Below are 21,915 nucleotides of genomic sequence, written 5' to 3'. Positions count from 1 at the left end.
AATCGCGCCGCCAGCGACGCTCCTACGGAGAGCAGTGATGTCTGAGCCACTCTTCAATCGCATCGCCATCATCGGCCTCGGCCTGATCGGTGGCTCCTTCGCCGCCGCTGCCCGCGAAAATGGCTTGGCACGTTCCATCGTGGCGGGTTCCCGCTCGGCGCGTACCCTGGAGCAGGGCATTGCCCTGGGGGTGGTCGATGACGGCAGCCAGGATCTGGCCGAAGCCGTAAAAGGCGCGGATCTGGTCTTTGTCTCCACCCCCGTGTCTGCCATGGGCAAGGTGCTGGCGGCGCTCAAGCCCGGGCTGTCCCGTACCGCGATTGTCACCGATGGCGGCAGTGTGAAGGGTAACGTGATCAGCGCTGCCCGGCAGGCGCTGGGGGAGCACTACTCGCGCTTCGTACCCGGCCATCCCATCGCAGGCAAGGAAAAGAGCGGTGTCAGCGCGGCCGACGCCACGCTGTACCGGGATCACCGGGTCATCCTCACGCCCACGGACGACACCGATCCGGCCGCCACGGCGAAAGTCCGCGCTATCTGGACCGCCATGGGCGCCGAAGTGCTGCAGATGTCGCCGCAGTATCACGACCAGGTGCTGGCAGAAACCAGCCATTTGCCGCATCTTCTTGCGTTTTCGCTGGTGGATACCCTGGCCCGGCAGGGGGATTCCAACGAGATTTTCCGCTATGCTGCCGGCGGTTTTCGCGACTTCACCCGCATTGCCAGCTCCGACCCGGTGATGTGGCACGACATCTTTCGCGAGAACAAGGCAGCGTTATTGCAGGCTCTGGGCCTGTTCAGCGACGGTATCGACCGCTTCCGCGACGCCGTGGAAAAAGGGGATTCCGATGCCCTGATGGGCATCATGACCCGTGCCAATTCGGCCCGGGCACACTTTATGGCCATGAACGGGCGCACGTCCTACACCCGCGCCCAATTAGGTGAAGACAGCATCATGACAGATTCAAGCAAGGCCAACCCGACCTACCTGATGACCCCGGGTGGCAAGCTCAATGGCCGCATCCGCGTGCCGGGTGACAAATCCATGTCCCACCGTTCCATCATGCTGGGCTCCCTCGCAGATGGGGTAACGGAAGTCGAAGGCTTCCTGGAAGGCGAAGACGCCTTGGCGACCCTGCAGGCGTTCCGCGATATGGGCGTGGTGATTGAAGGCCCCACGAATGGGCAGGTGACCATCCATGGGGTGGGGCTAAACGGCCTCAAAGCGCCGGAAAAACCCCTCTACATGGGTAACTCCGGTACCTCCATGCGTCTGCTTACCGGCTTGCTGGCGGGGCAGGCTTTCGATGTGGAGCTGACCGGGGATGCCTCCCTGTCCAAGCGTCCCATGGAACGGGTGGCCAAACCCTTGCGGGAAATGGGTGCCCAAATCACCACCGGCAACGAAGGTCGCCCGCCGGTGCGTATCCGCGGTGGCCAGCCGCTCAAGGCGATTCACTATGACCTGCCCATGGCTTCTGCCCAGGTGAAATCCGCGGTACTGCTGGGCGGCCTGTATGCCGAAGGCGAAACCTCGGTGACCGAGCCGGCGCCGACGCGGGACCACACCGAGCGCATGCTGGGTGGTTTTGGCTATGCGGTGCGTCGCGATGGCGCCACCAGCGCGCTCAACGGCGGTGGCAAGCTGACGGCCTGCAAACTGGAAGTGCCAGCGGATATTTCCTCCGCCGCGTTCTTCCTGGTCGGCGCATCCATTGCCGAAGGCAGTGACGTGACCCTGCCGCACGTGGGCATTAACCCCACCCGGACCGGCGTGATCGACATTCTCAAGCTGATGGGGGCCGATATTCGCCTGGAAAACCAGCGGGATGCCGGTGGTGAGCCGGTGGCCGATATCGTGGTCAAATCCGCGCCGTTGAAAGGTATCGTGATTCCGGAGGCGCTGGTACCGCTGGCCATTGATGAATTTCCGGCCATCTTTATTGCTGCCGCCTGCGCCGAGGGAGACACCATCCTGCACGGCGCTGAAGAGCTGCGCGTGAAGGAATCCGACCGCATTCAGGTGATGGCCGACGGCCTGGCCGCGCTGGGTGTGGACCATGAGGTGTTTGACGACGGTATCCGCATTACGGGCGGGGCGTTCGGTGGTGGGGAAGTGCAATCCCACGGCGATCACCGCATCGCCATGAGCTTTGCCATGGCAGCCCTGCGTGCCAATGGCCCTATCACCATCCATGATTGCGCCAATGTGGCCACCAGCTTCCCGGGTTTTGCCCAGCTGGCCGGTCATGCCGGCCTGAATCTGGAGGTGAAATGAGCCAGGCGGCAGTATTGACCATCGACGGGCCGGTGTCTTCCGGCAAAGGCACCGTGGCCAGGCTAGTGGCTGCACGCATGGGCTGGCATTTGCTGGATTCCGGGGCGCTGTACCGTGTGCTGGGTTATCATGCGAGAAATCAAGGGGTTGCGTTGGATGACGAGCCCCGCCTGGTCGACATGGCCAAGGCCCTGCCGGTGCGTTTCGTGGAGCAACAGGGCGACACGGCCGTGATTCTGGCCGGTGAAGATGTCTCCAACATCATTCGTCAGGAAAGCGTTGGCGAGCTGGCCAGCCAGGTTGCGGTGCTGCAGCCGGTTCGCGATGCACTGCTGGCCCGTCAGCGGGCCTTTGCCGAGTCTCCCGGGCTGGTGGCTGACGGCCGCGATATGGGCACCGTGGTGTTTACCTCCGCCCCTCTCAAGATCTACCTCACAGCCAGCGCTGAAGAGCGCGCCAGACGGCGCTTTGAGCAGTTGAAGGAGAAGGGCTTTGGTGCTACCCTCGCGACCCTTGTTGAGGACATCCGCACCCGGGATGACCGTGACATGAACCGTGAGGTGGCGCCATTGCGCCCGGCAGACGATGCCGTGGTGATTGATTCCACAACGCTTTCGGTTGATGACGTGGTTAACCGGATTCTCGACGAGGCTGCGGCTCGCCAGTTGGCCTGACCCGCAGTGAGCACCTATCGACACCCTTCGGCAGTCCCTGCCGCGGGGTAATTGCGATTCCGTGTAAAGCGGCTGATCTGTCACTCCCTCACAAAGTAAGCCAGCTGGGGAGGGCGGGTCCAATTATCCATAACCCATGTCTGCTGGTTGGCATGTGAATTAAACCGAGAGACACATGACTGAATCTTTTGCTGATCTTTTTGAAGAAAGCCTCAAGGACCTCGACGTTGCTCGTGGCTCCATCATTAAAGGCACCGTGGTATCCATCGACAGCGATTGGGTAACTGTTAACGCGGGCCTGAAATCCGAAGGCATTATTGCCCGTGACGAATTCGTTAACGAGGCAGGCGAACTGGAAATCGCTGAAGGCGATGAAGTCGACGTAGCCGTAGACGCCATCGACGATGGCATGGGCTTCACCCGCCTGTCCCGTGAAAAAGCCAAGCGCGCCGAAGTGTGGGGCGAGCTGGAAAAAGCTTTCGACGAAGACGAGATCGTAAAAGGTCAGATCTCTGGCAAGGTAAAAGGCGGTTTCACCGTCGATATCGGCCCGATCCGTGCGTTCCTGCCGGGCTCTCTGGTAGACATCCGTCCGGTGCGCGACGTTGCTCACCTGGAAGGCAAAGAGCTGGACTTCAAGGTCATCAAGCTGGATCCGAAGCGCAACAACGTTGTGGTTTCCCGTCGTGCGGTGATGGAAGCCGAGCACAGCGCAGAGCGTGAGCAGCTGCTCGAATCCCTGCAGGAAGGCATGGAAGTCAAGGGTATCGTGAAGAACCTGACCGACTACGGTGCGTTCGTAGACCTGGGCGGCATCGACGGCCTGCTGCACATCACCGATATGGCCTGGAAGCGTATCAAGCATCCGAGCGAAATCGTGGAAGTTGGCCAGGAAATCGACGTCAAGGTACTGAAGTTCGACCGCGAGAAGATGCGTGTTTCCCTGGGTCTGAAGCAGCTGGGCGAAGATCCGTGGCACGACATCGTGGGCAAGTACCCGGAAGGTGCCAAGGTGAAAGCCAAGGTAACCAACCTGACCGATTACGGCTGTTTCGCCGAGATCGAAGAAGGTGTAGAGGGTCTGGTTCACGTTTCCGAAATGGATTGGACCAACAAGAACATCCACCCGTCCAAGGTTGTAGAGATCGGCGACGAAGTGGAAGTGATGATCCTGGACATCGACGAAGATCGTCGTCGTATCTCCCTGGGTATCAAGCAGTGTCAGTCCAACCCGTGGGATGCCTTCGAGCAGAAATACCAGAAAGGCGAGCGTATTTCCGGCAAGATCAAGTCCATCACTGACTTCGGTATCTTCATCGGTCTGGAAGGCGGTATCGACGGTCTGGTGCACCTGTCCGACATCTCTTGGGAAGAGCAGGGCGAAGATGCCGTGCGTAACTTCAACAAGGGTGACGAGCTGGAAACCGTGGTTCTGTCCATCGACGCAGAGCGCGAAAGAATTTCCTTGGGTATCAAGCAGTTGACAGACGATCCGTTTGCTCAGTATGTTGCTGCTAACGACAAGGGCGCAATTGTTAAGGGCAAGGTAACTGCGGTAGACGCGAAAGCGGCCACCGTGGAGCTGGCTGAAAACGTCGAAGGTACCCTGCGTGCCAGCGAAATCAGCCGCGACCGCGTTAACGATGCAACCGAAGTGCTCAACGTCGGCGACGAAGTGGAAGCCAAGATCGTCAACGTTGATCGCAAGAACCGTGTATTGAGCTTGTCCATCAAAGCGAAGGATCAGGCTGATGAGCGTGAGGCCATGGACAACCTGTCTGAACAGCAGGATGCCAACGCGCCGAAGACCATCGGTGATCTGATCAAGCAGCAGATGGAAAACAGCAACGAGTCTTAATCGGCTCCTCCCCGGGGTCGGCATCTGCCGACCCCACTGGGCAGGGAGCCCAGGGAGCAAGCTGTAATGGCGTTAACCAAGTCAGAACTGATTGAGCGGATTGCCGACCGGCAAACCCAGCTGTCACCCAAGGATGTGGAACTGGCAGTCAAAACGCTGATCGAACAAATGGCCGATTCCCTGGCCGGCGGAGGTCGTATCGAAATACGCGGCTTCGGCAGTTTTTCCCTCCATTTCCGCGCACCCCGCGTGGGCCGTAATCCCAAGACCGGTGCCAGCGTCGAGCTGCACGGCAAGTATGTTCCCCATTTCAAGCCAGGCAAGGAATTGCGCGAACGCGTAAACGAATCCCTGCAAATGGATGCCGGGGAAGAATCCGATAGCGGCGATGCCGGTGGCCAGGCGGCTGCCAGCTAAGTTCGTATCCTGCGCTAGGCCGGCATAGCCGGTGAGGGAGTCCTGACATGCGTAATCTGTATCGCATCGTGGTCATACTGGCGGTGGTGGCCATCTTCTTTATCGCTTTTTTATTTGTGACCAGTAACCGTGAAGCGGTCACACTGGATCTGCTGCTTTATAACCTGCAGTGGGATGTGTCACTCGGCGTGCTGGTGATTGGTGTTCTGGCTGTCGGCCTGTTGATGGGGCTGGTGGCGGGTATCGGTCTGCGTGGTATCAAGAGCCTGTTTTCATGAGCGAATCCCTGTGGTTGATGCCGCTGTTCTTTGTTGCCATTGCAGCGGGTTTTTTTCTCGGGCGGCGTGAAAGCAAGCGTCGCCAGCGTCGTCGCATGGCCTCCTTGTCCAAGGACTATGTGGCGGGGATCAACTTTTTCCTGAATGAAGAGCCCGACAAGGGCATCGAAGCCTTGCTGAACGGACTGGATGTGGGCTCTGAAGGGCTCGACACCCATCTCGCGCTGGGCAAGCTGTTTCGCAAGCGGGGGGAGTTTGACCGTGCCGCGCAACTGCACACCCACCTGCTGGAACACGGTGATTTTTCCCGCCCGGTTCAGGAAGAAATCCAGCTTGAGCTTGCCCAGGATTACCTGGCAAGCGGTATCTTCGATCTGGCCGAGCAGGTTCTGCTGGAAATGCTGGATCAGGATTGTGAGGCAAAGGATGAGGTCTGTCGGCAGCTCATGGGCCTGTACGAGCAGGAGCGTGACTGGGTCAATGCCATTAGCATGGGCGAGCGCCTGATCAAAAACAGCCCGGAACTGGCCTCAGTGCTGGCGCAGTATTGCTGTGAGCAGGCGGACAACCTGAAAAAAGACAAGGACATCAACCCGGCCCGTCGCATGCTGCGCCGTGCGTTGTCGTTCGATAATGATTGTGTGCGCGCCAGTTTCCAGGAAGGCGAGCTGGAAATGGACGAGCAGAACTGGGAGGCGGCCATTCAGGCCTTCCAGCGAATCTGGACCCAGGACAGCGACTTCTTCGACGAGGTGCTGGACAAGCTGCGCAGTTGTTATCAGGCCCAGGACAAGGATGAGGACTTCATCCAGATGCTGGCTGACTACAGTGCCGAAAAGCCCAGTACCAACCGTATCCTGCTGCTATCCGAAGCACTGAAAGCGCGTTACGGCGACAAGGAAGCCGCGGACTTTATCGGCGAGTACATGAAAGCCAACCCGTCCGTGCGCGGTCTCAACAAGATTATCGACATGAGCCTGGCGGGCATTGCCGAAGGTGAAGCCCGCGAGCATCTGGATGCATTGCGTCAGTTGTCCGAAAAGTTGGTGAACAACAAGAGCCTCTACAAATGTCGCCGCTGCGGGTTCGAAACCCCGCTCATGCAATGGCGCTGCCCAAGCTGCAAACGCTGGGGCACCATCAAGCCGGTGGTGAAGGAGGTTTGAAAGCAGCTGACAGCTATCAGAATGCAGCTATCAGCTGTGAGCTGTGAGCTACAAGCTACAAGATACAAGCTACAAGCTACAAGCTACGCTTGACTGGAAGGGCAAACCCAAAATAGTTCCGGGGGGGTTAGAAGAATGGAAACGCCTTCCAGATCGTTGAGTTCGGCACTATTAAATAACCCGAGCACTTCGTAGGAGCCATGCTTGCATGGCGATCCGAGCCCAAGCGAGGTATAGATTCCAGAGCGTACCCAAGACACGGCCCGCAGCAACAGCCAACAACCAAACCCTTCTCGCCACCGCGTAAATTGAATAACTCTGCACCAATGTGGACGAGGCTTGGGTCGAAAGCCGCTGTGGGGCCAGCCTGCTGGCGATGAGCCCGATCCGGCTGCGTCTTCAAGACGGGGATGCCATTGCCTTCCTTGCGGGCACAGAGCGCGCCAAAGGAGCCGGGATCGGTTCATCTCGGTGCTCTCGGTGGTAAAAATCGTCTTTTCCGGCTTTGGTGATCGCGCCGCCAGCGACACTCCTACGGTTGGGCTGGTTGAACCCGCTTACCCCAGCGCCTACCATAGCCCCGCCTACCCACCACTCAGGAAGCCACCATGCCTATCTCCAGCCCTGTTGTTGTCGCTCTGGATTACCCCGATCAGGCTCAGGCCCTGGCCATGGCGGACCAGCTGGATCCGGCCAAGGTGCGCGTGAAGGTGGGCAAGGAAATCTTTACCCGCAGTGGCCCGGCGGTGGTTGAGGCCTTGCATGGCAAAGGGTTTGAGGTGTTTCTGGACCTCAAATTTCACGATATCCCGAACACCGTTGCCGGCGCCGTGGCAGCCGCTGCCGATATGGGCGTGTGGATGGTCAACGTGCACGCTGGCGGTGGCCAGCGGATGATGGAAGCCGCCGCGAATGCGATTGCCAATCACCGTACCCGCCCGCTGCTGATTGCGGTGACCGTGCTCACCAGCATGGACCGTACTGACCTGTCGCAGGTGGGGATCGTGGATGAACCACAGGTGCAGGTGCGCCGCCTGGCGGAGCTTTCCAAGGTGTCAGGCATGGACGGGGTGGTGTGCTCTGCCCAGGAAGCCGGCCTGCTCAAGCAAGCCTGCGGCCAGGACTTTGCGCTGGTCACGCCGGGGATCCGTCCGGCAGGCAGCGATGCAGGCGACCAGCGCCGTGTGCTTACACCGGTAGAGGCGCGTGACGCCGGGGTGGATTACATGGTGATCGGTCGTCCTGTCACTCAGGCCGCTCAGCCTACAGCGGTGGTAGACGAAATATTACAGAGCCTTTCCTGAAGCGCTGACAGGCATTACGTCCGCTGGCTGATAAACGCCGCATGCCCTGCCTTTTATGGTGCTGTCTCCAACTTAAAGGAGATCAATCATGAAAGGCATCAACCTCATTTTTTCCCTCATTCTGTTTGCCGCAGCGTCGCTGGCTCAAGCGGTGGAAGTCACTGCGGTTACCCCGTCAGCGGGACAACCGGCGGCGGCACAGACGGCCACGGCTGGCGATGCCGTCAACCTCAATACCGCCACTGCCGAGCAACTGCAGTCACTGAAAGGCGTCGGGCCGAAAACCGCAGAATCCATTGTGGCTTGGCGTGACGCCAATGGGCCTTTCACCAGCGTTGACCAATTGCTGGCGGTGAAAGGCATTGGTGAGAAAACCCTGGCAGGGATGCGCGATAGTCTGACGGTTCAGTAAATCGCGGCCCTATGGCCGGTGTATTCGTCGCCAGACGCCGACGCCCCAGCAGGAATGGATTCCTGCTGGGGCGTCGTCTTGTCGAGTGGCGAGAAAGGTGCGGGGGCAGTGTTACTCCCCGGTGCTATCGGCTTCAGCAGGCGGTTCGTCGCTGGGCTCCTTCGGGCTGGGGTCCGCCGCACGTTCCTGTTTGCTGTCACCGTCACTGTCGTCATCGTCTGACTGTTGTTTTTCTTTTTCCTTGCTGGCCTTTTCCGCTTGCGCTTCCACCTCTTCGGTCGATTTTTCTTCACCGATACGGAAGGCGGCAAAGCCGGCATGGATGACCTGATTCACGGCCATGCCCAGCACCCGGCCATTGTAGGGGGCAATGATGGCGCTGCCGGTGTTGCTGATCGGGTCCGTGACGGTGCCCAGAATCTGCCCCTTCTTCACCTTGTCGTTCAGTTTTACCTCGGCCAGCAAGATGCCACCCTGATCGGCACGGATCCATTCTGATTCGAAGAACACCGGCTGCGGAGCGCTCCAGAAACGGCTGGCTTTCTGCATCTGCAGGTTCTCCAGCAGGGTTTCCAGTGCCTGCACGCCGTAATTCACCGCCTGGGTTTCCAGTCGGTTGGGGCCACCGGCTTCCATGGTCACGGCGACAATGCCGTCTTTCACCGCGGCATCGCGCAACATGCCGGTGACGCCGGGGCTATGCAGTACGGTCATGCCACCAAAGTGTTTGGCGAAAGCCACCACATCGGGGTTGTCCAGATCGGCGCGCAGCTGCGGCAGGTTGACGCGTTTCTGCGAGCCGGTGTGCAGATCCACCAGATAATCACAGTGGCTGACAATGTTGCTGTACAGGGAATGGGCCACGCGGCTGGCGGCGCTGCCATTCTTGTTGCCGGGGAAGTAGCGGTTCAGATCTCGGCGGTCGCTAAGATAGCGGCTGCCGCTGCGGAAGCCGTCCAGGTTGACGATGGGAACACCGATCACGGTGCCGGCCAGCTCGTCGGGCTCCAGCTTGTACATCAGGCGCCGCACCATCTCGATACCGTTGAGCTCATCACCGTGAATGGCAGCGGTGAGGCAAAGCTGCGGGCCGGGTTTGGTGCCATGGGCGACCAGCACCGGCACCGGCGTGGCAATAGAGCCGAACGACTGATCCGGGGTCCAGTGCAGGGTGGCAAAGGTGCCCGGATCCACTACCCGGTTAAGCAACGGCAGAGGGTGGGGCGGCTCCTCGGTGGGCTGGGAGTCTTCGTCCACCGCTTGTACCGGTACATGACTCGCCTTGTTCGGCGCAGGATTCTCTTCCTCCTGCTGCCGCTCCAGGGCCCGTTCCTCATCTTCCACTTCGGTTGCCAGGGCGGGCTGGAAGGCCAGCATCAAGGCAAGCAGTACGCTCAGATAGCGGATCGGTGTTCGCACAACCACTCCTGTGATGGGTTAGCCGAGCTGATCCAGTTCGTCCCAGCGGGCATAGGCGCTTTCCAGGGCCTGCTGTAGCTCGGTTTGTTGCTGTTGGGCAGCGCTGATGTCTGCCGGATCGCCCTTGTAGAACGCCGGGTCAGACATGCGGGTCTGCACTGCATCCAGATCCTGTTCCAGTTGCTCGATCTGGCCGGGTAACTGCTCCAGCTCGCGCTGGTCCTTGTAAGACAGTTTCTTGCGCTTTGCCGGGGCCTGCGGCGGTGCAGCGGCTGCGGGCTTGTCGGCTTTGACGGGCTTTTCCTTCACAGGTTCCGGACGTTGACGAATCCAGTCCTGATATCCCCCCACATAACTGTTGAGAGTACCGTGCTCGAACACCAGGGTCGATGTCACCACGTTGTCGATGAATTCCCGGTCGTGGCTTACCAGCAGCAGGGTGCCCTGATAATTCATCAGCTGCTCTTCCAGCAGCTCCAGGGTTTCCGCATCCAAATCGTTGGTGGGCTCATCCAGCACCAGCAGGTTGAAGGGCTTGGTGAACAGCTTGGCCAGCAGCAGACGGTTGCGCTCGCCACCCGACAGGGACTTCACGGGCTGGCGCACCCGGCCGGGATCGAACAGGAAGTCCTGCAGGTAACCGATCACGTGCTTGTTCTGGCCATTCAGTGAGATCACATCGGAGCCCTCGGCCACGTTGTCGATCACGCTCTTGTTCTCGTCCAGGGTGTCACGCAGCTGATCGAAGTAAGCCACTTGCAGCTGGGTGCCCAGCTTCAGGGTGCCGCTGTCGGGCGGCAGCCGATCCAGCAACAGGCGAATCAGGGTGGATTTGCCGCAGCCGTTGGGGCCAAGAATCCCCACCCGGTCGCCGCGCAGCAGGTTGACGGAAAAGTCGCGCACGATCTGCTTGCCGCCGACGGCATAATTCAGCTTGTCGGCTTCGACCACGACCTTCCCGGAGCTGTCGCTGCTCTGGATGGTCAGGCTGGCGGTGCCAGTGCGATTGCGGCGCTGGGCGAACTCGTCGCGCATGGCCTTGAGGGCCCGTACCCGGCCTTCGTTACGGGTACGGCGTGCCTTGATACCCTGACGAATCCATTTTTCTTCCTGGCTGAGCTTCTTGTCGAACTCGGCGTTGGCTTTCTCTTCCGCATCCAGGGCGGCCTGCTTGCCGGAGAGGTACTTTTCATAGCTACCGGGCCAGCTGGTGAGAATGCCCCGGTCCAGCTCGATGATGCGGGTCGCCAGGGCGCGGATAAAGGCCCGGTCGTGGGAGATGAATACCAGGGTGGCACCGTAGCCTTTCAGAAACTCTTCCAGCCACTGAATCGATTCCATGTCCAGGTGGTTGGTGGGCTCGTCCAGCAACAGGATATCCGGTTCCTGCACCAGCGCCCGTGCCAGCAGCACGCGGCGCTTCATGCCACCGGACAGCCCGGCAAACTGCATGTCGCCGTCCAGGCTCAGTTTGGACAGGGCAGTGTCTACGCGCTGGGACAGCTGCCAGGCGCCGCGGGCCTCGATCTCGCTGCTCAGCTGCTCGAACCGGGCCAGCACCTTGTCGTCGCCGTCGGCCAGTTGATGGCTCAACTCCGCATGTTCGCTAAGCAGGGCGCCGTGTTCGCCAAGCCCCTGCGAGACCATGTAATGCACCGTGTGGTCCTGGTCATCGGGCACTTCCTGCTCCAGACGGGCAATGCTCAACCCCTGGGTCTGCTCGATGTGGCCGTCATCAGCCTGGATTTCCCCGGCGATGACTTTCATCAGGGTGGACTTGCCCGCCCCGTTACGACCGATAAGACACAGGCGCTCGCCACTGTCGATGGAAAGGTTCACATGATCCAGCAAGGCCTGCTGGCCATAGCTGAGCTGTATTTCGCGAAGCGTGAGTAGAGGCATACTTTGGCGTGATCAAATATGTGAGTATTGCGATTAAAGCTGCGAGCTACGAGCTGTGAGCTTACAGTCGCGATTGAGGCGGTTGTCATATCAAAAGCTGTGCCCGCGCACAGACGCAGGGCGCGGAACGAGAGCATTGAAGGTGGCAAGGCACATTGCGCGACTCGTCGCTCAAAGCTGATAGCTCGAAGCTGTAATTGAACGCGCAGTGTAGCAGCTTGTTACCGCCCTGTACTGGCCCAAATGCGGGGGCTCGGGCAGGCTTTGGGGAAGGACGGAGGGAGTCAATGAGCGAGTTTTTACGGGAACGCTATGAAGAAGTGGACCTGACGCCGGGGCAGGGCAAGATCACCGCCACCGTGTCCATCGGCCTGGGGGTGCTGGCGCTGATGGGGAGCTTCTGCTTTCTCTATCCTGAGCTCTTCACCACCCCGGAGTTTCGGGGTTTCTATAACGCCCAGGTGCTGCGTATTGCCTTGTTTATTGGCATTGGTATCGGCTTCACCTGTGGTTTCTTCAGCGTGTTTCGCCATCAGGAAAAGCGTTACGGCATCATCGGTATGGTGTTGGCGTGCATGGCCGCACTGATCGGTTCTGGCCGGCTGGATGTGCCGCCGGTGGATGGCCGCAGCCTGTATGCCGGGCTGGATTATTTCATCCTCACCCTGTTGGTGCTGGCGCTGGTGTTTATTCCCCTGGAGCGGGCCTTCCCCAAAGACCCGGCCCAGAAGACCCTGCGTGGTGGCTGGGTCACCGACATGAAGTACTTCCTGTTCAGCCATGTGGGGCTACAGCTGATCAGCTTCTTCACCATCATCCCGATTCAGGTGGTGCTGCACGACAAGGTAGACATCGGCTTCCAGCAGGCCATTGCCAGCCAGCCGTTGTGGCTGCAGTTTATCGAGATCCTGATCGTCATCGACCTGGGCAGCTACTGGATTCACCGCGCCTTCCATGAAGTGCCCTGGCTGTGGAAATTCCACGCGGTGCATCACTCCACCACCCAGATGGACTGGCTGGCCTCGTCGCGCCTGCATGTGGTGGAAATCATCGCCAACCGCTTTGTGGGCTACCTGCCGATCTTCATCCTCGGCTTCGCGCCGTCTGCGGTGTATGCCTACCTGGTGTTCGTGTCGTTCCACGCCATCTTTATCCACGCCAATGTGCGGTTTCGCTTCCCGGGCATTCGCTGGCTTATCGCCACCCCGGAATTCCACCATTGGCATCACTCCTCTGAAGACCAGGCCGTCGACAAAAACTACGCCGCCTTCCTGCCTATCTACGATAAACTGTTCGGCACCCTGATCATGCCCAAGGAGCTGGCCGCCGAATACGGCACCCGTGCCAGCACCCCGGTGCCGGAAGGCGTGGTCAAACAGTTCCTGTTCCCGTTCCGCCGGGGCTAAACCGCTATCCCCGTAGGTGCTCGTCTGCAAGCGATCCTTCCCCATCGCCTACAGGCAGGCTCCTACAGAATCATGAAGAGCCAATATGGAAGACGTAATCGAACTGCTGCGCGAACGCCACGAAGGTGGCCTGGTGGCGCTGGAACTTCCGGACGAAGACCGCCTGGTAGAAATCGAAGAGCAATTGCTGATCCCGCTGCCCGGTGACTACAAGGAGTTCCTGCTCAACGCCAGCGACATCATTTGCGGCAGCCTCGAGCCCGCCACCGTAATGGATGACTATGCCCATAACTTCCTGCCCGAAATGGCCGCCAACGCCTGGGACCAGGGCATGCCCCGCTACCTGATCCCCGTCTGCGAAACCCCTGAAGGCATCTACGCCATGTCCCAGGAAGGCAGCGTACTGCTATGGGTGCCCGGCGAGGGCATCCGTGAAGAAGAGGAGTGGGGGAGTGTCTGGCAGTGGGCGCGGGAGGTTTGGCTCGAGAGTTAGTTAACAGTGAATAGTGAACAGTTAACAGCGAAACCCAAAACCGACCTCACGAAGCCGCTGTAGGAGCCCATGCTTGCATGGCGATCCGAGCGACAGCGAGGTGATTATAATTGTAGGAGCGGTCGTTCGACCGCGATTGAAGCAGCCTTGCTGCGCAAGGTTCTAACCTAAAGCGGTGATCCTACATCCCGGCCAGATCAAGTTCATTGTTGATTAACACCACGCACTGCGACGCAAACAGCATAGTCGGCCCCAGGCTGATCTTCTCTGTGCCCAGCCGCTTCAGGCTATTAAAACTCTTCTTCGGCATGGGAATGTGATCAGTAAGCAAAAAGCAGGGTTTCTCGGCAAATTCCAGCTCGCGAATGCTCTCGCCCTTCGGATCCATCATGTACAACTGATGCCCATCCTCGGCCAGCTCCTTCACCAGCTTTTCAAAGCTCACCGTCCGCACGGTAATCCCGCTCTCCACCGCCTTCATCTGCTCCTTGCCCATCCCCGCAGAGGCATCCAGCGCCCGCACCACCTTGGTCAGCAGCGCCTGCTCATGAAACCCACCAATATCCCGCATCTCCGCGGCCACAAAACTGATGGTGCGGGAATAGTCTTGGGTGCTCTCCAGCACCAGATGCACCACCACATCGTCCCGGTGAGACTGCGCCACAAAGATGGCATTCATCAGGGTATGGGCCAGGATCTCGCTGTGGGCATCCCCCCCCACATTGGCCAGCAGGGTCTGGCTGTTGGTAGAGGCGGCACGGGCACGGAGGACGAAGGTACGCATGTTCTGGGGCTCTGGAGAATGGAGGGTGATTGTACATCAGACGCTTACCGGGGGTGGAAACAGGGATGATTCACGTGAAGGCTGGCCCGTTTTCAACGGAACCTTCCGTATAACTCAGGGAGTGAAAAGCCAACCCATTGATTTCATGTGCATTTCGAATGATTGAAAACGAGATAGCAGGAAAGGAGTTCAAAGGAACGTTCCTTTGAACTCCGTGTAAGACATTGGCTATTTCACTCTAACTGATTGATATGAGAGTATTTTGATAGGCTGAGCGGGGAGGGTGGCTCGGAGTTATACGGAACCGAGTTATACGGAACGTTCTAATTAATACGCTGTTAGAAGTCACCTATATGGATAGTGCAGTCATAAAATCAGGTAGCACGGCAGCCACACTTACATTTTGTGAGCGTGACGGCGATTATTTCTCTGTTACCTATGAAAGCCCATCAGTGAAGCTCAAAAAAAGAGTTTGGGGATACACCGATTGTGAATTCCTCGTTAATCTTTTTGAGTGCATTGCTAAAGAATGGAAAGGCTGGGATGGCGCTCAAGAATGGGCTTCTATTGAAGGTGAGTTTGGTATATCGGCTACATGCGATAATTTGGGGCATGTAATGCTTGCAATTACTATCAAAGAATTCGATGGCCCAGAGGTTTGGAGTTCTCAGGTAAGTTTAGGTCTTGATGCTGGGCAAACTGAAAACATAGCAAAAAAGGTGGGGCAGTTCTTTGCAAACTAAAACTTCTAACAAGTCAAAGCACTCGGACTTGGTACAGCCGTCACCTTTTTTGTTCCAAAAAAGCCGCCAACTTCACCAAGCCGGTGTTTGAGGCGTTAACTTTTAGGAGCGGGTGTGGAGATTCATCAAGCTGTTAAGGATATGCTGCAGATCGTCAAGGCGCTCCAAGGTGCGTACCCGAAGAAGAAATTTACCTTAGATGGCAGGTTGGTGGGCGATCTAGGCGAAATTCTGGTTGAGGAAGACTACGATTTAGAGCTGTATGAGGGTCTAGAAAAGCACCATGACGGTGAAACACCAGATGGTCGAAGGGTCCAAATAAAAACCACGATGAAAGACTCCCTTACTTTTCCAGTTGACCACATACCCCATTACTATATTGGGATTAAGGTGCATTCTGATGGGTCGTACGATGAAATATTTAACGGCCCAGGGGCGATAGCTTGGGAAGCCGTAAAGAATAGACAGCCGACGAAGACCAATCTTCACTCGGTTACTCTCTCTGCGCTACGGAAGCTCAATGCGAGGGTCGCAGACGGAGATCGAATACCGAAGAAAGTTAACAAGAAGATGCACGCGACAAGCGCGTGATCTGAGCGTTATGTGAATTGGTGATATGACTTATATAAGGCCGCAGCACCTATTTGAATGGAAAAAGGATGATCCGGATAGTGAGCTATATCTGGTGGCGATCCGGGACGATGAATCAGTACTGTCGGCTTATGGGCGCTACGCACATGGATCGGGGAGTACGGCCGTATCATGGCACCAGTTCTTAGCTGGTGATCTTAATGATCTGGTGGAAAAAACAATGGGAAGAGCTGTGTTGCAGGACGTTTTAGGCAAACTTAGAGAAATCACATAACAAGCCAAGGCAGCGGGACAAATTTTGCATCGCTGCGCTCAAAACGCAAAATCTGCCCCTGCTTGGGGCGTTACGTGAAGAAAGAGAAGGGACCGCCTTGCTAAAGAGTAGCTTGCCATTGCTTTTTATTTCCCTATCGGGATGTGCATTCTTTGTTCTTCCTGAGTCAAATTACGCCGCTGCGCTTATCGAAGCGGCACCTCCTTCGTTCACTGATGAGTTTGTCCGATCATTTTCCAGTGAGACCGGAATGGCTCTAGCGTGGGAGACCGCACCCAGAGGCAAGAAGCCGACGTTCAGTAACGGTATCGCTCATTTCAAATATCCGGGCGATAACGACTGTAAAGCCACTGCCGATTTTTTCTATGATTTTGAAAGCCAGAGGTATAACTTCAGGGTTAACTACTACCAAGGGGGTAAAGACTGCGGGCGAGGTATGGAGGTGGTCGGCTTGCGTCTGTTTAAGAGCATATATGGTGTTGATATGGACGAGTTTACCCGCAAGGGTGGACTCTTTGGCCCTTAGAGATCGTGAGGCTAGATACTCGCCCCCGTTGCTTCGTTGTGTCCGGATAAACGTAACAAGAGGCTGCACCGGACAAATTTCGCTGTCATCTTTTGTGCAAGAATCCGCACAAAAGCCGCCATCAAAAATTTACCCGGTGAGCCGGGCGTTAAGAGGCATCATGTTCTGGAAGCAGAAAGGATCATTCAGGCTCATTCCGGTGCTCCCCAAGAACTATCGAAGTATTTGCCTGCACGCGATAGAGATCGCGTCCGAGCCCTGTGTGGTAGTTGATAATGATGTGGTTGCCGACTTCTCCGAGCGAGGCAGGCTCACTCAAAAGGGCATTCGCAACTGCACGAATCTAGAGATTCGGGACCGGGATGTTGGAATCGTGGGCTTTCATGATCATCCCAGTGAAATGTGGATCAATGAAAACTACCAAGATTTCGCCAATTACTGCGAACACCAAGGTTGGCTTCAAATCCAAGGGCCGGCCTCTTAACAATCGGCTGTTGTCGGACGCCCCTACGCTGGCGCTCCGGTGCGCCGCAAAGCCAAGGCGTTATGCCTCATTGGTTAGCTAGAAGCACTATTAATAGGTAGCGTTATTAAATGAAAAAGGAAGATATGCTGAACAGGTTGGTCGAAAATGGTTTCGACTTTCTGAATAAGGCGATTGAAGACCTAAAAGACCATCCGAAGTTTTCCGTTATACATTTTCATGCTGCTGTAGAACTATTCTTAAAAGCTCGGTTAATGGCTGAGCATTGGTCTTTAGTAATTTCTCACAGACAAGATCCAGACTGGAATAAATTTATATCAGGAAGCTTTCAATCTGTATCGCTTGATGGAGCAGCGGATAGACTTGAAAAGGTTGTAAGGAGCGGGCTATCGAAGTCTGAGCTTAAATCATTCCAAGAAATAACAAAACACAGAAATAAAGTTGTCCATTTTTTTCATGAAGCTCACTCATCCGAGGAAAACAGCGAGCAAGTTAGAGATATCGTCAAGCAACAACTAACTGCATGGTATTTCCTTCATAGTATATTGACTACGCGTTGGAAGGATGTATTTGATCAATGGAATGAGCCTTTATTAGAGGTTGATAAAAAGCTGCGTTCCTTACATACATTCTTGCAAGTTGTTTACGATCAAATAAAGCCTGATATAGAAAACAAAAAGAAAAAGGGTGAAGCTTTCGAGCACTGTCCATCTTGTGGTTTTGAATCGCAACATCATGAAACAGAGCATGAAGTCGTCTATGAGGCAAAGTGTTTAGTCTGTGGGTTGAACGAAATGGCTCTGAAGATTTCATGCACATCTTGCGGTGAAGAAGTAACCTTCACAAATGAAGGCTTCGGTCAATGTGGGAATTGTGGTGAGCACTTTGAACCTGACGATCTAACTGATGTATTGATTGATGAGGGGGCCGCATATATAGCAGCTAAAGAAGGTGATTCATCATGGGATTTGGGCAATTGCAGTGACTGTGATGGTTACCATACAGTTGTTAGAATTGAATCAGGTGAATATACCTGCACTAGCTGTTTTCTTACAGTTGATCATGTTGAGTATTGTGGATGGTGCAATGAACCCAATACGGGAGATATGGAGCATAGCTCTTGGGCCGGATGCAACCACTGTGATGGTAGAGCAGGGTGGGATAAGGACGACTAGATGGTGTTCCAAGCATAACAAGCCAATGCACGCGGAGCCAGCTACGTTGCGCAATTGTTTGTGGTGTCGCTATGCTCCTTTATGCCACAAAAATTGCTCCACTCCGCTGGCCCGGTGATTGGAGCGTTAAATTCACACGGAGTTCTAAGTGACGAGTCAAAATTTCGCTACTGCTTTATTGGATGCATGGGAGATAGAGTCATCTAAATCTAGATTCTCTGAGGTGCAGCAGTTCCGTGCATTGATGCGAAGTTTTCGTTCCTTAAACAAGTACTTCAGACTGGAAGAGTTTCATGGAATGAAGCATCAAGTTGTATTCAACGGCAAAGGAACATGGGGGCGACCTTCAGCTAGGTGTGAAATTTCCGATCTTTTAATTGTTTCATATAGGACCAAGCCGAGATTTGAAGCAAGGGCTACATTGCTCCAGGCTAAAAAATCCAATGAAAAGCACTCTGGTATTTGCGCAAACTGGCCAAGCAGTGTCGCTCAAACCAGTTTCAAAGCTAACTTAGAACAGTGGGATTTATTATCAAGGCGCCCTGATGTGCTCCCATATCCACCGTTTGAGTGCAAGCCGGATATCCTAAGTGGCGCTATTTTGCCGTCTGTCGGCTCTATTGGTGTATTTCATAAAGTGAAGGGTACGCAATACGATTTCTTCTATATGTCTGCTGATATGGCTGAGCCTTTGAGCGCCCCAACTCGAAAGCATGCGAAGCTAAAGACTAAAACCGGCAATCTCATGAGAACCATCAGTGGTTATGAGGAGTGTGTTTTCGCCTGTTGTTTGCCTACTTTTGCAGAAGCGTTGTACAACTTGAAAATTGGTACTCCTATTGAAAAAGACAACTCCGTAGATATCAAAGATGAGAGATATCGGAACTCATTTCGAGGCTGGCTCAAATCAGTTCTCTATAGCCACCTTGAAATGACAAATAACGACTCAGAATTAGCGAGAGAGTTACTAGAGTACCTTCCATCAGATCAAGATGGTGAATTTATGTTGGAGCCACCGGCAACCGTTTTAATAAACTGTGATGCTAATGAATTTAACAAAGCAATGCTGCGGACAAGCCGCTGATTGCGGCGTTAGGCATATTGGGGTAATCGATGAGCGATGTTGATAACGATCAAGTCTCATGGCATGAACGCCTCATGCTTGCGTGCTCGTATAACGCTGAAAGCATTGAAGAAGAGCAAGAGCGCATAAGAAAAGTAGCTTTATCGGCCCCGTTCGACGCCTTGGAACTATTTCTTTCGTCGCCTCCTGGTAAGTACGAAGGGCCGGCAAGGGCTGTCATGGCTCAGGTTTATGAAAATCGAGCAAGCCAAGCTAGATCTGAAATTGCCAAGAGGGAAGGCCGAGCTGAATGGTGGCGTGGTCTTGTTCAGCAGATCAGCGCTCAATTAATTGGTTCTTTACTACTTGGTTTGATTCTGGGGTTTATCGGCGGTGTATGGTTTTGTTCAGCCTAACAATTAGCTCACAGGAAAATTTACTCGCAAGCTCGCAATTTTCCTGTGAGCTAGGCGTTAGCCAAAGGACCCTATGACAATCACCATGGCAGCAATATTTTCACTGATTGCAGGACTGATCGGAGCGGTCTTTGGGCATGTTTTATCCGAAAAAAAGAGCCGCAACGATGAGTTGGCAAAAATGCGACTGGATGCGTACTCAGACTTTTTGAAAGCCATTTCATTCCTTGTTTCTGCTAGAAGATCCGGGCGAATACAAGATGAGATTTCTGAGCTTGGAGCTCTCAATGATGCGAAGTCGCGGATTTGCGTATGCGCCGATGCTGGTGTAGTAGAGGCCTTGGAAAGTTTTTGGCTGCAAGGTGGTACGCTTGAGAAAGAGCAGGAAATTCTTGCTTACACAAGGCTGTGTAGGATGATGCGTCAAAGTTTGGGTAAAGACGATCTTTCCCTGGAGATTCGCTTGTCCGATATACTTTTTAGACTGGAGCCTTCTACCTTCTCATATCGGAGAAAGGTTGATGAAGGTTAATAACAGGAAATGGGGTTAGATCTTCCATTTCCCAAAGCTGATGCCCTGCGAGCGAGGGTTGGGGCAGATCTCACATTCCAGTTTCAACCAGGCTCTCTCCCCATAGAATGGAAGAATATCCATGACGGATCATTTCGGCTCTTGTCTGTGTGGCACCGTGCGTTTTCAGATCAAAGGGGATTTTGACCGCTTCTATCTCTGCCACTGCCAGCATTGCCAGAAAGATACAGGCTCAGCGCATGCCGCTAATCTGTTCTCCTCTTCAGCTGAACTGATCTGGCTATCGGGTGCCGATGTGGTCAGGTCGTTTACGCTTCCGGGTACCCGGCATGCCAAAAGTTTCTGCTCGTTGTGTGGTTCGGCGTTGCCGGATACGGAGGCTTCGGGTCTGCTGGTGGTGCCTGCAGGGTGTCTGGATACGACAGTCCCAGTGATGCCAACGGCACATATTTTTTTGGCCAGTAAAGCGGTTTGGGAAGACGAGATTAATGATGCGCCAGGGTTTGATGGGTTGCCTGGTTGAACTTTACCGGGCTTGTCGGCATCGAAGGAGGCAAGGTTCAGGTCGTCCCCCATACTCGGGATGATAACCAACAAGCTGATCTAAACGGTCTCCCGGAAAATGCCCATGTATAAAGCTCTCGCGATCATAATGGCGTTGCTGCTGTTTGCTATTCAGGATGTGTTTGCCGAAGAGGGGGAGCGCTTAACACGGGCAGATGGGTCAGAGATCACCTTCTATCTGGATCAGAAAGGAAGCGGTCATTTGCTGGTGCTGATGCAGGGCTCAGACTGCAATAGTGTGGCCCACAGCAAGGTGATTAATGATCGCTTTGCCACCGTTATTGATGATGCGGATGTCCTTACGGTCGAGAAGTATGGCCTTACCCGGTCGGTTTCCTGGAACGGTTCGGGTGACAGCCCGGAGTGCCCCGCGTCGTATTACGAGCATGATTCCTCACGACAGCGGGCGGACGATTATCTGCAGGTGATGTCCTGGTTGGATGACCAATTTCACTATGATCGCATCACGCTACTCGGGGGAAGTGAGGGGGCGTTGGTCGCGGCGATGGTGGCTTCCCGCAGTGATGCGGTGAGCGCGGTTGTCTCTCTTAATGGCGGCGGCCGCTTTTTCGTCGATGATGTGCTGCACAGTATGGCGCTTGAACTTCCTCCGGAGGCATTCGAAGAAGCGAAACAGGGTTTTCTGGCGTTTGTCGATTCTGTCGAAGCTGCCGAGAATATGGACCTTCTGATGAGCGGCCATGGGTTTCGTTGGTGGAAAAGCATGCTGGATGCCGACCAGACGGCATTGCTGATGAGTGTCCGCGCCCCGTTGTTTATTATTCAGTCTAGCCTTGATAAAAGCGTTTCTTCCAAGCTGGCGTACGATCAGGCCCAGACACTGAAGAAAAAGAAGAATAACGTCGACTTTCAGGTTTTTAAGGAGCTTGATCACAAGTTCCATGACGCCTCTGGAAAGGATCGCTCACACCTGATTATTTCTTCCATTAAGGACTGGGTGGGTCGCCAGCGTCGCACAAGCGAGGCCCTGTGACGAAGGATAAATGGGTGTAGGTCTTGCATGATGCATTTAGGCGCACAATGCAAGACCTGCCCCTACCGGTAATTGTGTGGGCATTTCATTATTTCACCAATGTGTGACCTGACCCTGCTTGCCGGTTTGACCTTGGGAGCCTCTGAATAACTCCTTGCGTAC

23 protein-coding genes are annotated in these 21,915 nt (G+C 55.3%); 20 read left to right on the top strand and 3 right to left on the bottom strand.

The features are described from left to right. Positions 1 to 37: 37 nt before the first annotated feature. The 8 genes from A15D_RS15625 to A15D_RS17540 all read left to right on the top strand — a co-directional run bounded on the left by A15D_RS15625 (position 38) and on the right by A15D_RS17540 (position 8,387). Positions 38 to 2,278 carry a bifunctional prephenate dehydrogenase/3-phosphoshikimate 1-carboxyvinyltransferase gene (locus tag A15D_RS15625; protein ID WP_102792690.1) on the top strand — a complete coding sequence of 747 codons (2,241 nt, stop codon included), beginning with the start codon at positions 38 to 40 and terminating at the stop codon, positions 2,276 to 2,278. Then, positions 2,275 to 2,952, top strand: coding sequence for a (d)CMP kinase (gene cmk, locus A15D_RS15620; RefSeq protein WP_022986132.1), 678 nt, complete (start codon positions 2,275 to 2,277; stop codon positions 2,950 to 2,952). The genes A15D_RS15625 and cmk overlap by 4 nt, the downstream gene beginning before the upstream one ends. A 175-nt stretch (positions 2,953 to 3,127) precedes the next feature. Then, on the top strand, positions 3,128 to 4,810 hold the full coding sequence (gene rpsA / locus A15D_RS15615; protein WP_102792689.1) for a 30S ribosomal protein S1: 1,683 nt from the start codon (positions 3,128 to 3,130) through the stop codon (positions 4,808 to 4,810). A 66-nt stretch (positions 4,811 to 4,876) separates the two neighbouring features. Continuing rightward, on the top strand, positions 4,877 to 5,227 hold the full coding sequence (ihfB, locus tag A15D_RS15610; protein ID WP_022986130.1) for an integration host factor subunit beta: 351 nt from the start codon (positions 4,877 to 4,879) through the stop codon (positions 5,225 to 5,227). A 47-nt stretch (positions 5,228 to 5,274) separates the two neighbouring features. Beyond that, entirely contained in the window at positions 5,275 to 5,505 is a 231-nt protein-coding gene (locus tag A15D_RS15605; protein ID WP_102792688.1) for a DUF1049 domain-containing protein, read from the top strand. Continuing rightward, positions 5,502 to 6,671: a lipopolysaccharide assembly protein LapB gene (gene lapB / locus A15D_RS15600; protein ID WP_102792687.1), complete on the top strand. Its 1,170-nt coding sequence runs from the start codon at positions 5,502 to 5,504 to the stop codon at positions 6,669 to 6,671. The genes A15D_RS15605 and lapB overlap by 4 nt, the downstream gene beginning before the upstream one ends. A gap of 608 nt (positions 6,672 to 7,279) precedes the next feature. Beyond that, complete coding sequence (gene pyrF, locus A15D_RS15595) at positions 7,280 to 7,975, top strand: orotidine-5'-phosphate decarboxylase (RefSeq protein ID WP_102792686.1); 696 nt, start codon at positions 7,280 to 7,282, stop codon at positions 7,973 to 7,975. 88 nt (positions 7,976 to 8,063) lie between these two features. Then, positions 8,064 to 8,387 carry a helix-hairpin-helix domain-containing protein gene (locus A15D_RS17540; protein WP_102792685.1) on the top strand — a complete coding sequence of 108 codons (324 nt, stop codon included), beginning with the start codon at positions 8,064 to 8,066 and terminating at the stop codon, positions 8,385 to 8,387. Between the two features lie 111 nt (positions 8,388 to 8,498). Here the strand turns inward: A15D_RS17540 and A15D_RS15585 are convergent, their stop codons facing one another. Beyond that, entirely contained in the window at positions 8,499 to 9,731 is a 1,233-nt protein-coding gene (locus A15D_RS15585; protein ID WP_369825846.1) for a succinylglutamate desuccinylase/aspartoacylase family protein, read from the bottom strand. A gap of 93 nt (positions 9,732 to 9,824) precedes the next feature. Next, positions 9,825 to 11,708 (bottom strand): ATP-binding cassette domain-containing protein, encoded by a 1,884-nt coding sequence (locus A15D_RS15580; protein WP_022986123.1) that lies wholly within the window; start codon positions 11,706 to 11,708, stop codon positions 9,825 to 9,827. 287 nt (positions 11,709 to 11,995) lie between these two features. Here A15D_RS15580 and A15D_RS15575 point away from each other — a divergent pair, with 287 nt between their 5' ends. Then, positions 11,996 to 13,114, top strand: a complete 1,119-nt coding sequence (locus tag A15D_RS15575) for a sterol desaturase family protein (protein WP_102792684.1) — start codon at positions 11,996 to 11,998, stop codon at positions 13,112 to 13,114. Between the two features lie 85 nt (positions 13,115 to 13,199). Then, entirely contained in the window at positions 13,200 to 13,607 is a 408-nt protein-coding gene (locus tag A15D_RS15570; RefSeq protein ID WP_102792683.1) for an SMI1/KNR4 family protein, read from the top strand. 181 nt (positions 13,608 to 13,788) lie between these two features. Here A15D_RS15570 and trmY read toward each other — a convergent pair whose 3' ends face one another. Further along, positions 13,789 to 14,391 carry a tRNA (pseudouridine(54)-N(1))-methyltransferase TrmY gene (gene trmY / locus A15D_RS15565; RefSeq protein ID WP_102792682.1) on the bottom strand — a complete coding sequence of 201 codons (603 nt, stop codon included), beginning with the start codon at positions 14,389 to 14,391 and terminating at the stop codon, positions 13,789 to 13,791. Positions 14,392 to 14,744: 353 nt separating this feature from the next. Between trmY and A15D_RS15560 the strand changes: the two genes are divergently transcribed. The 10 genes from A15D_RS15560 to A15D_RS15515 all read left to right on the top strand — a co-directional run bounded on the left by A15D_RS15560 (position 14,745) and on the right by A15D_RS15515 (position 21,753). Further along, entirely contained in the window at positions 14,745 to 15,134 is a 390-nt protein-coding gene (locus A15D_RS15560; protein ID WP_102792681.1) for a DUF6228 family protein, read from the top strand. Between the two features lie 114 nt (positions 15,135 to 15,248). Next, positions 15,249 to 15,725 (top strand): hypothetical protein, encoded by a 477-nt coding sequence (locus tag A15D_RS15555; protein WP_102792680.1) that lies wholly within the window; start codon positions 15,249 to 15,251, stop codon positions 15,723 to 15,725. Between the two features lie 371 nt (positions 15,726 to 16,096). Beyond that, positions 16,097 to 16,525: a hypothetical protein gene (locus A15D_RS17210; protein ID WP_146026905.1), complete on the top strand. Its 429-nt coding sequence runs from the start codon at positions 16,097 to 16,099 to the stop codon at positions 16,523 to 16,525. Positions 16,526 to 16,685: 160 nt separating this feature from the next. Further along, on the top strand, positions 16,686 to 17,009 hold the full coding sequence (locus A15D_RS15540; RefSeq protein WP_102792677.1) for a hypothetical protein: 324 nt from the start codon (positions 16,686 to 16,688) through the stop codon (positions 17,007 to 17,009). 110 nt (positions 17,010 to 17,119) lie between these two features. Further along, complete coding sequence (locus A15D_RS17205; protein ID WP_146026904.1) at positions 17,120 to 18,184, top strand: hypothetical protein; 1,065 nt, start codon at positions 17,120 to 17,122, stop codon at positions 18,182 to 18,184. Between the two features lie 148 nt (positions 18,185 to 18,332). Beyond that, positions 18,333 to 19,268, top strand: coding sequence for a hypothetical protein (locus tag A15D_RS17200; protein ID WP_146026903.1), 936 nt, complete (start codon positions 18,333 to 18,335; stop codon positions 19,266 to 19,268). 29 nt (positions 19,269 to 19,297) lie between these two features. Then, positions 19,298 to 19,663: a hypothetical protein gene (locus A15D_RS15530; protein ID WP_146026902.1), complete on the top strand. Its 366-nt coding sequence runs from the start codon at positions 19,298 to 19,300 to the stop codon at positions 19,661 to 19,663. Between the two features lie 85 nt (positions 19,664 to 19,748). Beyond that, positions 19,749 to 20,195, top strand: coding sequence for a hypothetical protein (locus A15D_RS15525; protein ID WP_146026901.1), 447 nt, complete (start codon positions 19,749 to 19,751; stop codon positions 20,193 to 20,195). Positions 20,196 to 20,316: 121 nt separating this feature from the next. Then, the gene (locus tag A15D_RS15520) at positions 20,317 to 20,718 is read left to right on the top strand and encodes a GFA family protein (protein ID WP_102792673.1); all 402 of its coding nucleotides are present in this window, start codon (positions 20,317 to 20,319) and stop codon (positions 20,716 to 20,718) included. A 105-nt stretch (positions 20,719 to 20,823) separates the two neighbouring features. Further along, positions 20,824 to 21,753 carry a S9 family peptidase gene (locus A15D_RS15515; RefSeq protein WP_158245822.1) on the top strand — a complete coding sequence of 310 codons (930 nt, stop codon included), beginning with the start codon at positions 20,824 to 20,826 and terminating at the stop codon, positions 21,751 to 21,753. Positions 21,754 to 21,915 lie beyond the last annotated feature (162 nt).

Source organism: Alcanivorax sp. MD8A (assembly GCF_002888555.1).
Classification (GTDB): domain Bacteria; phylum Pseudomonadota; class Gammaproteobacteria; order Pseudomonadales; family Alcanivoracaceae; genus Alcanivorax.
The sequence above is the reverse complement of the archived record's forward strand: the minus strand, read 5'-3'. Positions and strand labels throughout refer to the sequence as shown.

Bases quoted from the DNA above. Each gene is read 5' to 3' on its own strand.
- cmk (WP_022986132.1), top strand. From the start codon at position 2,275: ATGAGCCAGGCGGCAGTATTGACCATCGACGGGCCGGTGTCTTCCGGC.
- A15D_RS15570 (WP_102792683.1), top strand. From the start codon at position 13,200: ATGGAAGACGTAATCGAACTGCTGCGCGAACGCCACGAAGGTGGCCTG.
- A15D_RS15525 (WP_146026901.1), top strand. From the start codon at position 19,749: ATGGCAGCAATATTTTCACTGATTGCAGGACTGATCGGAGCGGTCTTT.
- A15D_RS15520 (WP_102792673.1), top strand. From the start codon at position 20,317: ATGACGGATCATTTCGGCTCTTGTCTGTGTGGCACCGTGCGTTTTCAG.
- A15D_RS15575 (WP_102792684.1), top strand. From the start codon at position 11,996: ATGAGCGAGTTTTTACGGGAACGCTATGAAGAAGTGGACCTGACGCCG.
- A15D_RS15540 (WP_102792677.1), top strand. From the start codon at position 16,686: ATGTTCTGGAAGCAGAAAGGATCATTCAGGCTCATTCCGGTGCTCCCC.
- A15D_RS17205 (WP_146026904.1), top strand. From the start codon at position 17,120: ATGAAAAAGGAAGATATGCTGAACAGGTTGGTCGAAAATGGTTTCGAC.
- trmY (WP_102792682.1), bottom strand. From the start codon at position 14,391: ATGCGTACCTTCGTCCTCCGTGCCCGTGCCGCCTCTACCAACAGCCAG.
- A15D_RS15515 (WP_158245822.1), top strand. From the start codon at position 20,824: ATGTATAAAGCTCTCGCGATCATAATGGCGTTGCTGCTGTTTGCTATT.
- lapB (WP_102792687.1), top strand. From the start codon at position 5,502: ATGAGCGAATCCCTGTGGTTGATGCCGCTGTTCTTTGTTGCCATTGCA.
- A15D_RS15580 (WP_022986123.1), bottom strand. From the start codon at position 11,708: ATGCCTCTACTCACGCTTCGCGAAATACAGCTCAGCTATGGCCAGCAG.
- A15D_RS15605 (WP_102792688.1), top strand. From the start codon at position 5,275: ATGCGTAATCTGTATCGCATCGTGGTCATACTGGCGGTGGTGGCCATC.
- rpsA (WP_102792689.1), top strand. From the start codon at position 3,128: ATGACTGAATCTTTTGCTGATCTTTTTGAAGAAAGCCTCAAGGACCTC.
- A15D_RS15560 (WP_102792681.1), top strand. From the start codon at position 14,745: ATGGATAGTGCAGTCATAAAATCAGGTAGCACGGCAGCCACACTTACA.
- pyrF (WP_102792686.1), top strand. From the start codon at position 7,280: ATGCCTATCTCCAGCCCTGTTGTTGTCGCTCTGGATTACCCCGATCAG.
- A15D_RS17540 (WP_102792685.1), top strand. From the start codon at position 8,064: ATGAAAGGCATCAACCTCATTTTTTCCCTCATTCTGTTTGCCGCAGCG.
- A15D_RS15625 (WP_102792690.1), top strand. From the start codon at position 38: ATGTCTGAGCCACTCTTCAATCGCATCGCCATCATCGGCCTCGGCCTG.
- ihfB (WP_022986130.1), top strand. From the start codon at position 4,877: ATGGCGTTAACCAAGTCAGAACTGATTGAGCGGATTGCCGACCGGCAA.
- A15D_RS15530 (WP_146026902.1), top strand. From the start codon at position 19,298: ATGAGCGATGTTGATAACGATCAAGTCTCATGGCATGAACGCCTCATG.